The organism is Amycolatopsis sp. 2-15 (assembly GCF_030285625.1).
Taxonomy (GTDB): Bacteria; Actinomycetota; Actinomycetes; order Mycobacteriales; family Pseudonocardiaceae; genus Amycolatopsis; species Amycolatopsis carbonis.
The window spans coordinates 6,733,279-6,748,625 of record NZ_CP127294.1 but is presented as its reverse complement, the minus strand read 5'-3'; the positions used below and the strand labels follow the sequence as shown (position 1 = coordinate 6,748,625).

Annotated in this window: 9 protein-coding genes and 1 pseudogene; 2 read left to right on the top strand and 8 right to left on the bottom strand. The window is 70.8% G+C overall.

The features are described from left to right. Positions 1-64: 64 nt before the first annotated feature. The 7 genes from QRX50_RS33405 to QRX50_RS33375 all read right to left on the bottom strand — a co-directional run bounded on the left by QRX50_RS33405 (position 65) and on the right by QRX50_RS33375 (position 10,782). The gene (locus QRX50_RS33405; protein WP_285967089.1) at positions 65-2,221 is read right to left on the bottom strand and encodes a glycoside hydrolase family 38 N-terminal domain-containing protein; all 2,157 of its coding nucleotides are present in this window, start codon (positions 2,219-2,221) and stop codon (positions 65-67) included. After that, positions 2,122-5,082 (bottom strand): glycoside hydrolase family 2 TIM barrel-domain containing protein, encoded by a 2,961-nt coding sequence (locus tag QRX50_RS33400; RefSeq protein ID WP_285967088.1) that lies wholly within the window; start codon positions 5,080-5,082, stop codon positions 2,122-2,124. Before QRX50_RS33400 ends, QRX50_RS33405 begins: the two co-directional genes overlap by 100 nt. Before the next feature lie 9 nt (positions 5,083-5,091). After that, positions 5,092-5,916 carry a carbohydrate ABC transporter permease gene (locus tag QRX50_RS33395; protein ID WP_285967087.1) on the bottom strand — a complete coding sequence of 275 codons (825 nt, stop codon included), beginning with the start codon at positions 5,914-5,916 and terminating at the stop codon, positions 5,092-5,094. Next, on the bottom strand, positions 5,913-6,884 hold the full coding sequence (locus QRX50_RS33390; protein WP_285967086.1) for a carbohydrate ABC transporter permease: 972 nt from the start codon (positions 6,882-6,884) through the stop codon (positions 5,913-5,915). The genes QRX50_RS33395 and QRX50_RS33390 overlap by 4 nt, the downstream gene beginning before the upstream one ends. Then, positions 6,881-8,170 (bottom strand): ABC transporter substrate-binding protein, encoded by a 1,290-nt coding sequence (locus QRX50_RS33385; protein ID WP_285967085.1) that lies wholly within the window; start codon positions 8,168-8,170, stop codon positions 6,881-6,883. The genes QRX50_RS33390 and QRX50_RS33385 overlap by 4 nt, the downstream gene beginning before the upstream one ends. A gap of 97 nt (positions 8,171-8,267) precedes the next feature. Then, the gene (locus QRX50_RS33380; RefSeq protein ID WP_285967084.1) at positions 8,268-9,266 is read right to left on the bottom strand and encodes a LacI family DNA-binding transcriptional regulator; all 999 of its coding nucleotides are present in this window, start codon (positions 9,264-9,266) and stop codon (positions 8,268-8,270) included. 118 nt (positions 9,267-9,384) lie between these two features. Then, positions 9,385-10,782 (bottom strand): amino acid permease, encoded by a 1,398-nt coding sequence (locus QRX50_RS33375; RefSeq protein ID WP_285967083.1) that lies wholly within the window; start codon positions 10,780-10,782, stop codon positions 9,385-9,387. A gap of 286 nt (positions 10,783-11,068) precedes the next feature. On the opposite strand from QRX50_RS33375, the gene QRX50_RS33370 reads away from it, so the two are divergent. Beyond that, a complete protein-coding gene (locus QRX50_RS33370) occupies positions 11,069-12,007 on the top strand; it encodes a catalase family peroxidase (protein ID WP_285967082.1) in 939 nt (312 codons plus the stop codon). 12 nt (positions 12,008-12,019) lie between these two features. Here the strand turns inward: QRX50_RS33370 and QRX50_RS33365 are convergent, their stop codons facing one another. Next, entirely contained in the window at positions 12,020-13,141 is a 1,122-nt protein-coding gene (locus QRX50_RS33365; RefSeq protein ID WP_285967081.1) for a threonine synthase, read from the bottom strand. A gap of 141 nt (positions 13,142-13,282) precedes the next feature. Here QRX50_RS33365 and QRX50_RS33360 point away from each other — a divergent pair. Then, positions 13,283-15,330 (top strand): annotated as a pseudogene (locus QRX50_RS33360) (MDR family MFS transporter). Positions 15,331-15,347: the final 17 nt, after the last annotated feature.

The following is a 15,347-nucleotide window of genomic DNA, read 5'->3' as shown; positions in this document are numbered from 1 at the left end:
CCGCTCGTGCGCAGAACGGTGAGGGCGAGCGCGTCGTCGAGCAGCTCGTACTCGCACGCCTGCGTCAGCAGCAGCCCGGCGCCGCCGGCGTCGGCGAAGCCGTGGGCGGGGAACGTGGGGAGGGGTACTCGCTGAAGCCGCCCTCGGCGGTGCGGCCGCGTTCGACGACCGCGAACTGGCCCTCGGCATGTGAGGTCCGCGCGGCGCGGGCGAGCGGGACGTGGAATCGCACACGGTGGTCGCGTGAGGCGTTGTCGATCGTGAGTTCGAGGCGGACGAACGGTTCGCCCGTGCGGAGTTCGACGGCCATGGTCACCGTGCCGCGCGAAGTCGACGCACCTCGGCGATCGCCCGCCCAGTCCATCGCCGCCGGCCACGAGTAGGTCCGTTCGACCGTGAAACTCGTGCGCAGCGGACCGTCCACGCCCGGCGTCACTCGCACCGAGTCCGGCTCGGTGACCAGGGTGTCCGTGCCGGGCGGGGCGTAATTGTAGGAGTCGCCGCGGTCACCGCCGTCGACGATGCGGCCGACGCCGTCGAGGACGGTGCCGTCGGCCGAAGCGATCCGAAGTGTGCCGTCGTCGAGCACCGAGACGGTCACGAGCCCGTTGCTCAGCGACGGGCCGGCCAGGACGGGCGCGGTGACCTCGAGAGAGCCCGGCACCACGCGAGCGGTCGTCCACCCGAGGGCCGGGACATCGACCAACGCGGTGACCGTCCGCCGCTCGGCCTGGCGGATGCGGATCGTCCACACACCCGTCGCGCCGGTCACCGCCGCGCGCACGGCCTCGACGTCGAACTGTTCCTCGCCGCCGTGCCGAGCGACGGAGAACTCCAGCAAGCGTTCGGAGGAGTCGCACTGCCAGCCCGTGATCTCACTGCCGAACAGCTCCCGCCCGTGGATGCGCGGCAGGAAGAGCGGCAGGTCGGCGCCCGCGGCCGCTTCCTCGTGCAGCAACTGTCCGCTGCGCGCCTCCACCTGCGCGGGCAGGCGCGTGCCGTCGGGCAGCTCCAGGGAGACCTTGTCCCACGACGCTTCGACGTCCAGCGTCACCAGGTCGCGGCGAGCCGCGGGCGTCGGGTTGAGCAGCAGCAGCGAATCCCGCGCCACGGACCGCGCGAGCCGGCCGGCCACGCGGTCGCGCACCGCCTGCCCGAGATGGGCCGCCTCGCTGATCCGCGCGAACACCTGCGTCGCCGTCTCGTCGACGCCGCAGCCGGTCACGGAGTCGTGCCCCGACGCGTCGACCAGCCGCCACCACGCCAGGTCCAGGAACCGCTGCGGCCACTCGGCCGAGAACAGCGCAGCGAACGGCTCGGCGTAACGCTCCACGAGCCGCTCCGCCCGAGCCATCGCCTGCTTGAGCTGCGGGCGCACCGAAAGGACGCCCGGCAGGATGTTGGCCGCCGCGTGGCTGCGCAGCTCACCCCGCACCACGGGCAGCGCCGGGTCCGCGGCGTCACGCGCGCCGATGTACTCGGCCAGCGTGCTGATCCGCACGTCGACCGACGCCGGGTCGAGCCCCGCGACGAGCTTCACCAGCGAGCCGACGGGCGCGGAGTGGTCGGTGCCGTACATCGCGAGCACCGGGTCGGCGCCGAACTCCGGTCGCAGCCGATGGCCGAGCTCGCCCATGCGGAAGGCGAAGAAGCCGGGGTCGGAGAACACGTAGGCCGCGTTGCCGTAGCCGTTGGCCAGGTACTCCACCCGTACCGAGCTGCCGTCCGGCGCCGTCCAGCGGAACGCGTGACCGTCCACTCCGGACGGCACCCCGCGCCACACGCACGCGTGCTCGAACCCGGCGCCGGCCAGGATCTGCGGCATCTGCGCGCAGTGGCCGAACTCGTCGGGCAGGTAGCCCACGCGCATCGCGCCGCCGAGCTCGGTGGCGCGCGCCCAGCCGAGCTCCAGATTGCGCACGATGTTCTCGCCCGAGACCAGGAACTCGTCGAGCAGGATCTGCCACGGCCCCACCGCGAGCTGCCCGGACATGACGAGCGCGGCCACCCGGTCGCGGTTCTCGCCCCGCACTTCGAGGTAGTCGTCGACCGCGGCCATCTGCCCGTCGAGCGTGAACCGGAACCGCGGGTCGGCCTCGGCGCGGTCGAGCACCTCGTCGATCAGGCCGACCAGGCGCAGGCGGAACCGCTGGAACGGCTCGTACCACTCACGGTCCCAGTGCGTGTGCGGGACGAGGCGGACCTCGGGCGCACCGGCCATCGGGCGGCTCCTTCGAGCGTGATCGGGGAGAACGTGAGCGTGAGGCTCGCCTTCTGGGCGTGCAGGCGGTAGCGCGGCAGCACGCCGGGCCCGCAGGAGGCGGTGCCGAGCCCGTGCTGGGCCAGATCGAGGTTGAGGTGCACGAGCTCACCCGGCACCAGGTCGACGGTGTGGCGAGCGGCGTCGAGATCCTCCGAAGTCCAGCGCCGCGCGGTGAAGTCGAACACCGGCTCGCCCTCGATCCGGATCCCGGCCCCACCCGCCGACGTCAGGCGCAGCCAGCGCGCGTCGGCGCGGTTGCCGTTCTCCTGCGGGTACACGTACGGCGTCTGCAGAGCGTCCACAGTGGAGGAGAACCGGCCGGTCCGCGCCGCCTGGCGGCTATCGGCGTAGGCCTCACCCGGGCCGGCGCCGAACCACTCGACGCCGCCGAACCCGCCGGGCACCGCCATCCGCAGGCCGAGGCGGGGCAGCGTGCAGGGCCACTCGCCGGCGGGCTCCAGGTCGACTCGCAGGCGCAACCGGTCGCCGTCGGCGGTCCAGTGGTACTCGGTGAGCATGCCGAACCCGAGCCCGGGCGGCGCGACCCGCGTCCGCACGACGAGAGCCGACGCTTGTCCGTCCACTTCGGCCACGCGGTGCTGGAGCCGGTGCAGGCCCGCGGCGCGCCACTGCGTGGCTTCGGGGTCGTCGGAGCCCCGGTCGTTGTCGGTCGGCGCGCGCCACAGGTCCAGCCGCGGCCCCTCGACGCGGTGGCCCCCGAGCGCGACGAGCCGGCCGGTGGCGGCGTCGAACGCGCCGGGCCCGAGGCGCAGGAGCCCACGTTCGCGCAGCAGCGGCGCACCCACCGCCGCGGGCACGGGGTCGGCCGCGGGCGTGACCGGCAGCTGCCCCCACGCCACGACGTGGCCTGGGGACGCCCAGCCGGTGTCGGCCGCCAGCACCGCTCGCACGGTCAGCACGCCTTCCCCCGAGGCGCCGGGCAGCCGGGGGAGCGGCACGTCGCGGCTCTGTCCGGAGTGGACCTCGGGCACGGCCAGTTCGCCGGCCGCGACCTCGACGCCGTCGTCCTCGAAGGTCCAGCGGAACACCAGGTGGGAGGAGCCGACCACGTCGTAGTGGTTCGAGATCCGCACCCCCTCCGCGCTCGCGCCGATCCGCACCGGCTCGAAGACCTTCGCGAACTCGGCCAGCGCCGGCGAGGGCGTGCGGTCGGGGTGCACGAGGCCGTCGATCACGAAGTTGCCGTCGTGGATCTGCTCGCCGAAGTCGCCGCCGTAGGCGAAATACTCGCGGCCGGCGGCGTCGCGCCGGGCGAGCCCGTGGTCGAGCCACTCCCACACGAACCCGCCTTGGGCGTGCGGGTACCGCTCGAACAGCTCGCGGTACTCCAGCAGCCCGCCCGGCCCGTTGCCCATCGCGTGCGCGAACTCGCACAGCAGGAACGGCAGCGACCGGCGGCGTTCGTTCGGGTCGTCGCGGCGGCCGATCCGGTCGACTTCCGCGTGGTCGGCGTACATGCGGCTGTACACGTCCACGTACTCGCACTCGAAGTCGCCTTCGTAGTGCACCGGACGCGACGGGTCGCGCTCTCGTGTCCACGCGGCCGTCGCGGCGAGGTTCCGGCCGGTGTGGGCCTCGTTGCCGAGTGACCACAGCACGATCGACGGGTGGTTCTTGTCGCGTTCGACGGTGCGGCGCATGCGGTCGAGGTAGGCCTCTCCCCACCTCGGGTCGTCACTCGGGTTGCCCGCCCAGCCCAGGTCGCCGAAGCCGTGGGTCTCGAGGTCGCACTCGTCGATCACCCAGAGGCCGTGGGTGTCGCACAGCTGGAGGAAGTACGGGTCCGGCGGGTAGTGGCTGGTGCGCACCGCGTTCACGTTGTGGCGCTTCATGAGCAGCACGTCGGCCAGCGCGAACTCGCGGGGCAGGGCGCGGCCGAACCGCGGGTGGTGCTCGTGCCGGTTGACGCCGCGGAAGAGCACCCGCCGGCCGTTCACCTTCAGCAGGCCGTCCTCGATCACGACGGTCCGGAACCCGATCCGCACCGGCACGCGTTCGGCGGCGGTGTGCACCTCGCCGTGGTAGAGCCGTGGCGACTCGGCGCTCCACGGCTCCACGGCGAGCTCCACCGGCCGGCCGGCCGGCAGGTCCTCGACGCCGAGCTCGGGCACGCTCAGCAGCACGCCCTCGGCCGCGGTGAGCGAGAGCGTGCCGAGCCCGCTGACATGGTCGTAATCCGCGTGCAGCCGGTAGTCCTCAACCCCGCCCACCGGGCGCGAGAGCAGGGTGACCTCGCGGAAGATGCCCGAGAGCCACCACATGTCCTGGTCCTCGAGGTAGCTGCCCGAAGACCACTGGTGCACCCGTACGGCCAGCACGTTTGCGCGGGGACGCAGCAGGTGGCCCACCGCGAACTCCGACGGCAGCCGGCTGCCGCGCGTGACACCCAGCTCCTCGCCGTTGAGCCACACCTTCGCGCAAGAGTCGACGCCGTCGAAGCGCAGCACCGCCGGCTCGTCCGGCCAGCCGGCCGGCAAGTCGAACGTGAGCCGGTGATCACCCGTCGGGTTGTCCGACGGCACCAGCGGCGGCTGCACCGGGAACGGGTAGTGCACGTTGGTGTAGGCCGGTTTCCCGTGGCCCTGCAGCTGCCAGTGGCCGGGCACGGTGAGCGTACCCCAGGTGCTGTCGTCGAAGGCGTCGCGCGCGATCCCCTCAGGCGCGGCCTCCGGAGAGGGCGACAGGTTGAACCGCCACGTCCCGGCCAGGCTCATCGACCGCGCGTCGGAGGAGAACGCGGCGCGGGGCGGCAAAGAGCCGTGGCCGGGGGCGGGGTCTTCGACGTACGACGACGACATGGGTTCCTTTCAGCCCTTGAGGGCGCCGGCGGCGATGTTGCGGATGAAGTGACGGGCACCGAGGAGGAAGACGATGATCAGCGGCACGATCGCGACGAGCGTGCCGGCCATCACGACGCTGTAGTCCTTCACGTAGGCGCCCTGCAGCTGGGCCAGCGCGACCTGGAGCGTGACGTGGTTGGAGTCGATCAGCACGACCAACGGCCACAGGTAGTCGTTCCAGACGTTGACGAACGTGAAGATGCCGAGGAACGCGAGCGCTGGGCGCAGCACCGGCAGGCCCACCGACAGGTACGTACGGAAGAACCCGGCGCCGTCGATCCGCGCCGCTTCGAGCAGCTCGTCCGGGATGGCGCCGCGCGCGTACTGGCGCATCCAGAAGATGCCGAACGCGTTGGCCGCGGCCGGGATGATCAACGCCTTGAGATCGCCGACCCAGCCGAGGTGCGCCATGATCGTGAACTGCGGGATCGCCGAAAGCTGCGTGGGCACCACGAACGTCGCCAGCAGGATGCCGAACAGCAGGTTGGCGCCGGGGAAGTCGTACTTGGCGAAGGTGAACGCGGCGAGCGAGTCGAAGAACAGCACCAGCAGTGTGGTGACCACAGCGGCGATCAGCGTGTTGAGCAGAGAGCCGAAGAAGTTGATCTGGGAGAACACCTCGCCGATGTTGGCGAACAGGTGCCCGCCGAAGGTCAGCTTCGGCGGGGTCGTGTAGATGTCGGCCGTGGTGTTCGACGCCATCACGGCGAGCCAGTAGTAGGGGAAGAGGGTGATCAGGGCGCCGATGATCAGCGCCACCAACGTCAGTATCCGCCCGCGCCTGCTCGTCATCGGCCGGCTCCCTTGGTCTGGACCTGGCCGCGCTCGGGCCGCGCCACGAGCCGCCAGTTGAGGATCGAGAAGAGGACGACGACCACGAAGATGCCCCACGCGATGGCCGCGCCGTAGCCGAAGTCGTTGTCCGCGAAGGCCGTGTTGTAGAAGTAGAGGACCATGGTCATGCCCGCGCCACCCGGTCCGCCGCGGTTGCCGAGCAGCACCTGCGACTCGGAGAAGATCTGCAGCCCGCCGATCGCCGACATCACGACGGAGAACAGCAGCACCGGCCGCAGCAACGGCAGCGTGACGCGGAAGAACGTCTGCACCGGGCCGGCACCGTCGATGCGGGCCGCCTCCAGCACGTCCGTGGGCATGGCCTGCAGGCCGGCGAGGAAGATGATGGCGTTGTAGCCGGTCCAGCGCCAGATGATCATGATCGAGATCGCGCCGCGGATGGCCCACGGGTCGTTGAGCCAGTCGACGTCACCGATGCCGACCAGCCGCAGCACCCAGTTCAGGATGCCGAACTCGTCGGAAAAGATCGACCCGAACACGAGCGACATGGCCACGATCGAGGTCACGTTGGGCAGGAAGTACGCCACTCGCAGCGCGCCCTTGTACCGCACCGACGAGTTCAACCCCAGCGCGACCAGCAGTGCCAGCGCGGTCATCGGGACGGTCGACATCACGAAGATGATCAGCGTGTTGCCGATCGAGTCCCAGAAGGTGGTGTCGGTGAGCAGGTAGGCGAAGTTCTGCAGCCCGACGAACTTCATCGGGCCGACGCCGTCCCAGCGCTGCAGCGCCAGGTAGAACGAGTACAGCACGGGGTAGAGGCCGAAGATCGCGAACAGCACGAAGAACGGCGCGATGGCCAGGTACTGCGGCAGGTAACGCCACCGCTTGCGGTGTCCGGCCGGGGTCCGGCGCACAGGAGCGCGCCGGGTTCCGGCGCTTTCGGCGGGCAGGATCGCGGTCACGAGAGCACCCCCTGGCGGCGCAGCAGGCGTTCCACCGCGGAGCGGGCGTCCTGCCAGGCCTGCTCCGGATCCTTGCCCGCACTCTCCACATTGGTCAGTTCGTCGGTGTAGGTGTCGCTGATCGTGATGTCCCACGGGCTGAAGTACACGGGTTTGACGTCCCGCGCGATCTTCGAGAACACGTCCATCGTCACCTGTCCGCCGAAGAACGGCTCCGGTTCGAGCAGCCGCGGGTCCGTGTAGGTCGAGGGGCTGGGCGGGAACAGCCCGAGCTCCAGGTAGTTCTGCGGCTGGTTCTCCGGCGACTGCAGCCACTTCACGATTTCGAACGCGCCGTGCGGGTCGGGACAGTACTTGGTGATCGCGAGGTACGACCCGCCCTGGTTGCCGGCTCCGCCCGGGGCGCGGCAGATGCGCCACTTGCCCGAGGTGGCCGGCGCCGATTGTTTGAGCTCACCGGTGATCCAGGACGCGTTGACGAAGCTGAGCTCCTTGCCGCTGTTCCACGCGGCGTGCCGGTCGATCGACTCGCCGTTGATGCTCTGCGAGCCGGCGTACCCCGCCGTCAGGCCCATCCGGAACGCCTGCACGGCCCGGTCCCACGCGCGGCGCACCTGCGACTGGTCGTCGAGGTAGTGGTTGCTGCGGTCGAAGTACTTCTTCGGCTCCTGGGCCAGCGAGTACGTGAAGACCGTTTTCGTATCGGTGATCATGTAGCGGCCCGGCAGCTTCTTCTGGACCTGGGTGCCGAAGGTGAAGTAGTCGTCCCAGGTGGACACCGCGCCGGCCACGTCGTCGGACTCGCTGGGGAATCCGGCCTGGGCGAACAGGTCGTGGCGGTAGTACAGCGCGGCCGGTCCGACGTCGATCGGGAACCCGAGCTGGAAGCCGTCCGGGCTCGCGCCCGCCTGCCACTTCCAGGGCAGGTACTGGTCGCGGACGTTGCCCGCGCCGAGGGTGTTCAGGTCGACGAAGTGGTCGGTGTCGGCGAAGTAGGTCGCGATGTCGTCGCCGAGCATCGTGATGTCGGGCAGATAGGCCTGGCCCGAGAGCGCGGCCAGCAACCGCTGCTTGAACTCGCCGCTCACGTGGGCCGGGGTGAACTTCAGCGCGGCGAAGCGTTTGACGGCCTCCCCGAGCACTTTCTCGGACAAGGCGTTCGTGTTGTACCAGAGCGTGATCCGCCCTGGGTTGGCGGTCGTGGGACTGGTGCAGGCGCCTGCCCCGAACGCCGCGGCGCCGAGTGCCGCCGCGCCGGTCAGGAACCGTCGTCGAGTCAACGTCATCGGGGACCCTCCGGAGAGCTCCGTGAACGCTCCCGTGAACGTTCACGAATTGCCCGGAAGTGTGCGCGAGGCGCCGCGAGGTGTCAAGCGGAGTGGCTCAGGCGGATTCGCGGACCAGCAGCTCGGCCTGGATTACGAGCTCGTCGGCCGACAGCGGAGTGGCGCCGGTGAGCAGGCGCGCGGCCTGGTCGATCGCGAGGGCGCCCAGACGGCGCGTGTCGAGGGCGACGCTGGTCAGCGCCGGGTCCACGACGGTGCCGAGCTGCAACCCGTCGAACCCGATCACGGCGAGGTCGTCCGGGACCCGGCGCCCGAGGCGGCGGGCCGCGCGCAGGGCGCCCATGGCGATGATGTCGTTGAAGGTGAACACGGCGGTCACGTCGGGGTGCTCGGCCAGCAGCGCCTCCAGGGCGGCGGCCCCGCCGTCGACCGACTGGGCGGCACGTTCGACGACTTCGGCTTGGAGCCCGTGCGCGGCGACCGCGGCGGCGAACCAGTCGCGCCGCACGCTCGGCTCGGCGCGGCCCGCGTGATCGAGCATGCCGATGCGCCGGTGACCGGCCCGCACGAGGTGGGTGATGGCGGCCTGCACGCCGTGCGCGCCTTCGACCCGGATCGAGCTGAAGCGGGGCGTGTGGTGCTCGCGCCCGATGAGGACTACGGGGATGCCGCGGGTGAAGCGGTCGAGCTCGTCCTCGGGCCGGCTGAAGTAGCCCACGACGGCGTCGACCTGCGAGCCGATCACCTGCAGCGTGCCGAGTTCTTCCTCGGCACTGTCGGAGGTGTCGTACACGACCACGTGCCAGCCGCGGGCGCGCGCGGCCTCGAGCGCGGCGGCGGCGACCTCGGTGAAGAACGGGTTGAGCAGGTCGGGGATCACGAGCCCGATCGTGGTGGTGTCCTGGCGCACGAGGCCGCGGGCGAACCGGCTCGGCCGGTAGCCGAGTTCGCGGGCGGCGTCGAGCACCCGCTGTTTCGTGGTGCCGTCGATCTCGGCCTTGTCGTTGAGCGCCCGCGACACGGTCTGGCGCGACACCCCCGCGCTGCGGGCGACGTCGTGGATCGTCACCTTCCGGGACGTTTCCGACGACACCATCACGGACCTCCCGCCGTGCGGCGCGTCCGCGCCGCCGGATCCGAGTATGCCCGCACCGCACACACCGGGCCGGGAACGGTGCCCGGCCGGGCGTGTGCGGCGCGGCCCGGTGCCGGGCTCAGGCGTTGTCGCCGACGCGCGCGCCGCGCCGGCGCGACACGATCCGCCAGCCAACGGCCAGGACGATCGCGAGCCCGGGGATGGAGTAGAACGCGATCTTCTCCGCGCCGTCGGAGAAACCCATCAGCACGACCACCAGCAGGAGGAACCCGAGCGTGGCCCAGCCGGTGTAGGGCGCGCCGGGCATGCGGTAGCTCGGCCGTTCGACCTCGCCGCGCAGCGCGGCCTGGCGCATGCGCATCTGCGAGTAGATGAGCGTGGCCCACGTGGCCACCACGCCGAGCGAGGCCACCGCGATGGCGATGTCGAACGCCTCCTGCGGCACGAGGTAGTTCAGCACCACGCCGAGCACGTACACGATCGACGTGAAGAGGATGCCGCCGTAGGGCACGTGGCGGCTGTTCATGCGGCCCACGAACTTCGGCGCCTCGCCGTGGTCGGCCAGCGCCCGCAGGATGCGGCCGGTCGAGTAGAGACCCGAGTTGCACGACGACAGCGCGGCGGTGAGCACCACGGCGTTCATCACGTCGCCGATGCCGCCGATGCCCAGGCGTGAGAAGACGGTGACGAACGGGCTTTCGGCGCCGCTGTAGAACGACCACGGCATCAGCATCGCCAGCAGCAGCACCGAACCGACGTAGAACACGCCGATGCGCCAGACGACACCGTTGATCGCCTTCGGCAGCACCTTGCGCGCGTCCTTGGTCTCGCCGGCCGCGATGCCGACGACCTCGATCGCGGAGTAGGCGAAGATCACCGCCTGAAGGGTCATCAGCGCGATGCCGATGCCCGCGGGGAAGAAGCCGCCGTGGTCGGTCAGGTTGTGCACGCCGGCCGGGGTACCGCCGATGTTCGCGCCGGCGAACACGAGCCCGATCGCGGTGATCAGGAAGACCACGATCGCGAGCACCTTCACCACGGAGAACCAGAACTCCAGCTCGCCGAACAGCTTCACGCTCACCAGGTTCACGCCGAGCAGCACACCGAGCGCCACGAGCGCCGTGATCCACTGCGGCACGTCGGGCAGCCACTTGTGCACGTAGATCGCGACGGCGGTGATCTCGGCGATGCCGGTCATCGCCCAGTTCACCCAGTACATCCAGCCGGAGACGAAACCGGCCCACGGCCCGATGAACTTGCGGGCGTAGGTGACGAAACTGCCGGAACTTGGCTCGTGCAGCACGAGTTCACCCAGAGCGCGCATGACGAAATACGCTGCGATGCCGCAGATGGCGTAGGAGAGCACCAGCGACGGGCCGACCTGCTGGAGCTTGCCGCCGGCCCCGAGGAAGAGGCCGACACCGATCGCGCCGCCGATCGCGATCATCTGCACCTGGCGGTTGCCCAGTGCTTTCGTGTAGCTGTCGCCTTCATTGGCGACCACTGTGGAATCCATGGTTGCGTGACGCTAGCGGTGCGAGCGCGCGCGACCAAGCACAGCAAGGAAGACTTAAGGTGTGCGACACCTCACTCGGGGGAAATCCCGGGAAAACGCTCCCTCGATTTGACACCGGCGCCATTCTTCCGGCGACTTGATCAAGGCTTGATCCGCGCGGGCCGGCGATTGCGGTGACCGGGATTTCAGAATATCTCTCAGGTTCGCGGGGAACTTCAGGAACACTTCCGTGGCCGGGAGGGTAGTGCGGCGGGCGCGCACGCGCGACGGCCGTTACCTTCGCGACATGACCACCGAACTGCCGGCGTCCCAGCTCTCCGTGTCCATCGTGGACGAGATCGAGCAGCTGAAGGGCACCTACCCGGGTTACCGCCGGGCCCATGCCCGGGGCGTCTGCTACGACGCCACCTTCGTCCCGTCCGGCGTCGCCGCCGACCTCACCACGGCGGCGCATCTGCGAGGCGAGCCCGTTCGCGCGACCGTGCGGTTCTCCCACACCGACACCAACCCGCACCTGCCCGACGCCGGCACGGCCGTACGCGGGCTCGCGGTGAAGTTCCACCTCCCGGGCGGTGGCAACACCGACATCGTCGGCGTGAACCTCGACCGGTTCATCGCCGCGACGCCCGAGGACTTCCTCGCGCTGCTCAAGTCGGCCGAGCCCGACCCGGCCACGGGCGCGCCCGACCTCGGCAAGGTGCAGGCCCACGTGGGCGCCCACCCGAGCGCGGGCCCGGGCCTGTTCACCGCGTCGCAGCTGCCCACGCCGGTCAGCTACGGCACCACCACCTACTGGGCGATCCACGCGTTCTTCTGGCGCGCCGCCGACGGTTCCCTGCGCCCGGTGCGCTACCGCTGGGTGCCCGAGGCCGGCGACCACGTGCTCGCCGCCGGCGAGGGTGGCGACTGGTCGGCCGAGCACCTCACCGAGGAGCTCGGCGAGCGGCTGGTGCGCGGCCCCGTCGAGTTCACGCTCAAGGTGCAGCTCGGCGAGCCTGGCGACCCGACGAACGACGCCACGCTGGTCTGGCCGGAGGAACGCACGGAGATCACGGCCGGGCGCCTGGCGATCACCGCCGAGGTGACCGACCAGAAGCACTGGAACTCCCAGGTCTTCGACCCCACGCTGCTCACCGAGGGCATCGAGCTGTCCGATGACCCGATCCTGGCCGCCCGCAGCGCGATCTACGCGGTCTCCTACGACCGGCGCAGCCACGACCGCTGACCGGGCGCGAGGTCAGATCAGCGTGCTCATCGTGGTGGCCGCCTTCAACCCGGAGCCGGTGAGGATCACGGCGGTGGTCTCGCCGGGCGCGAGGACGCCCGCGGCGCGGAAGAGGTCGACGGCGGCCGCCGCGGTGGCGCTGGTCGGCTCGGCGTAGAGGCCGACCCGCGGGAGCTCCCGCGCGGCGCGGGCGATCTCGTCCTCGGCGATCGCCACCGTCGCCCCGCCCGAGCGGCGGAGGGCGGCGAGCACCTCGGGGAGGCGGACGGGTTCGCGGATGGCGGTGCCCTCGGCGATGGTCGGCGCGAACTCCGTCGGCACGGCGTGCTCGGCCCCGGCGCGGAAGGCCGCGTCGATCGGCGCGCAGTTCGCGGGCTGCGCGACGAGCAGGCGCGGCCGTTTCGTGATCGCGCCGGCGGCCAGCAGCTCGCCGAACCCGAGGTCGAGGCCGAGGACGATGCTGCCCGCGCCGGCCACGGTCACGACCGTGTCCGGCACGGTGAAGCCGAAGTCCTCCCACAGCTCGTACGCGAGTGTTTTGGTTCCCTGCAAGAAAAACGGGTGCCAGTTGTGACTCGCGTACGTCGTTTCGCCGGAGCGGCGCAGGGCTTCGGCGGCGGTGTCGTCGCGCGTGCCCGGCACGAGGTCCACCGTCGCCCCGTACGCGCGGCTTTGCAGGATCTTCGCGGGCGACGTCGACTCCGGCGCGAGGATCGTGGCCGCGATGCCCGCGGCGGCCGCGTAAGCCGACACCGACGAACCGCCGTTGCCGGAGCTGTCTTCGAGGACCTCGCGCACGCCGGCCTGGGCGAGCGCGGAGAGCATGACGCTGCTGCCGCGATCCTTGAAGCTCCCGGTGGGGCTGAACCACTCGAGCTTGAACCGCGTGTCGTGCCCGCGCCACGGCCGCTCGACCAGCGGTGTGCAGCCCTCGCCGAGCGAGATCGGCCGCAGCTCGCCCGGCAGCGCGGCGCGGTAGCGCCACAGTGACCGCATGGCGGTGTCCACCTGCTCGCGCGTGATGCCCGGCAGCGCCTCCACGGTGAGCGGCGCGCCGTCGTCCCCGCACCAGCGCAGGGGGTCGAGCGGGTAGCGGCGGCCGGAGCGTTCGTCCACGTAGTCCACGAGGGACACTCTGGCCACGCTCACCCGTTCGGTCAATGTGACGCGTCACGGGTGGCCCCGTCACCGGAACGAGTAGCTATCCACAGTGGACACCGCGCCCTACGGTGGACCCGCGGGAACGACCGCCGCGAGCGGGTGACGAGGAGGCGCATGACGGCCACCACCGAGGTGACGCAGGAGGAGCCGGCCGCGCTGGGGGCCGGGTTGTCGCGGCGGAAGATCAACGCGGGTGTTCGGCGCGGTGCTGCTCGGCATGCTGCTCGCGGCGCTGGACCAGACGATCGTGGGCACCGCGTTGCCCACGATCGTGGGTGACCTCGGCGGGGCGGGGCACCTGTCGTGGGTCGTGACCGCGTACCTGCTGGCCGAGACGATCATGACCGTGGTCGAGGGCAAGCTCGGCGACCTGTTCGGGCGGAAGCTGATGTTCCAGCTGTCCGTCGTGATCTTCGGGGTCGGGTCGTTCTTCTGCGGTTTCGCCGACAGCATGGAGTGGCTCATCGTGTGGCGGGCCGTGCAGGGGCTGGGCGGCGGTGGCCTCATGGTCACCTCGACGGCACTCATCGCCGACGTCGTGCCGCTGCGCGAGCGCGGCAAGTACCAAAGGCGCGCTCGGCTCGGTGTTCGGCGTGGTGACCGTGGCCGGGCCGATGCTCGGCGGCTTCTTCGTGGACCACCTGTCGTGGCGCTGGGCGTTCTACGTGAACATCCCGCTGGTCGTGGTGGTGCTCATCGTGGCCGCGTCCGCGATGCCCAACGCGCGGGCCGTCCTCAAGCCCCTGATCGACTACCTCGGCATCCTGCTCATCGGCCTCGCCGCCACCGGGTTGACGCTCGTGACGAGCTGGGTGGCACCACGTACGCGTGGGTCTCGCCGACGATCATCAGGATGGCGATCGGCTCGGCCTTGCTGCTGGGGCTCTTCGTGCTCGTGGAGCTGCGGGCGAAGGAACCGATGCTGCCGATGCGGCTGTTCCGGAACCCGGTGTTCACCGTGGCCGGGATCATGAGCTTCGTCGTCGGCTTCGCGATGCTCGGGGCGCTGTCGTACCTGCCCACCTACATGCAGTACGTGCAAGGCGTCTCGGCGACGTCGTCCGGGGTACGGCTGTTGCCGATGGTGCTGGCGCAGCTGTTCGCGTCGATCCTGTCCGGCAACCTGGTGAGCCGCACGGGCCGGTACAAGGTGTTCCCACTGGTGGGCTCCGCGCTGATGACGGCCGGGCTCTACCTGCTGTCCCGCCTCGACTCCGACACGGGCTTCTGGGAGTCGGCGCTGTACATGGCGGTGCTGGGCCTCGGGATCGGCCTCGGCATGCAGGTGCTCACCATCGCGGTGCAGAACACCGTGGACTACCGCGACCTCGGGGTCGCCACGCCGGGTGTCACCTTCTGCGGTCCATCGGCAGCTCGTTCGGCGCGGCGATCTTCGGCACGGTCTACGCCAACCAGCTCGGCCCGAACCTGGCCGGCGCACTCGCGGCGCACCCCCTGCCACCGGGCGTCGATCCGCGTGCGACGCAGGTGCCGCAGGCGTTGCACCAGCTGCCGCCGGCGCTGTCACAGCCCGTGATCGCCGCTTACAGCGATTCACTGCATGTGGTGTTCTTGTCGGCCGCTCCGGTGGGCCTCGTCGCTTTGGCGCTGGCGTTCTTTCTCAAGGAGGTGCCGCTTCGTGACACGTCCAGGGCGGCCGCGCCCGACCTCGGCGACGGGTTCGCGATGCCGGTGGCGCGCGACCACGACCGCGAGCTGGAACGGGCCGTCGCCACGCTCTTCTTCCGCGAGCGGCGCAAGGTCGCGCCCGCCATCGCGGCCCGGTCGGGCTCCGAGCTCGACCACGGCGGCCTGTGGTGCCTCGTGCAGGTCCACCTGCGGGAACGCCGTGGTGGACCCGCGACGCTCACGGCGATCGGGTCGCACTACGGCGTGCCCCGCAGGTGCTGGAACCGGCGTTCGCACGACTCGAGCTCACCGGCTACCTGAAGTTCTCCGGCGGGAGCTGGGCGCTCACCGCGGCCGGGCGCGAGGAGTTCGGCAAGCTCGTGGGCGCCTGGCGCGACTGGCCGGCCGAGCGGCTCGCCGACTGGGGCACCGGCGACCGCGCCGAGCTCGACGCCGCGATCGGCCGCGTCGCCGCACGCGTGCTCGACCAGAGCGCCGACGCCGAACGCTCGTGCCGCCACGCCTTGGTCTGAAAGACCGGGGCGTCACG

Bases quoted from the DNA above. Each gene is read 5' to 3' on its own strand.
- QRX50_RS33375 (WP_285967083.1), bottom strand. From the start codon at position 10,782: ATGGATTCCACAGTGGTCGCCAATGAAGGCGACAGCTACACGAAAGCA.
- QRX50_RS33370 (WP_285967082.1), top strand. From the start codon at position 11,069: ATGACCACCGAACTGCCGGCGTCCCAGCTCTCCGTGTCCATCGTGGAC.
- QRX50_RS33380 (WP_285967084.1), bottom strand. From the start codon at position 9,266: ATGGTGTCGTCGGAAACGTCCCGGAAGGTGACGATCCACGACGTCGCC.
- QRX50_RS33385 (WP_285967085.1), bottom strand. From the start codon at position 8,170: ATGACGTTGACTCGACGACGGTTCCTGACCGGCGCGGCGGCACTCGGC.
- QRX50_RS33405 (WP_285967089.1), bottom strand. From the start codon at position 2,221: ATGGCCGGTGCGCCCGAGGTCCGCCTCGTCCCGCACACGCACTGGGAC.
- QRX50_RS33395 (WP_285967087.1), bottom strand. From the start codon at position 5,916: ATGACGAGCAGGCGCGGGCGGATACTGACGTTGGTGGCGCTGATCATC.
- QRX50_RS33400 (WP_285967088.1), bottom strand. From the start codon at position 5,082: ATGTCGTCGTCGTACGTCGAAGACCCCGCCCCCGGCCACGGCTCTTTG.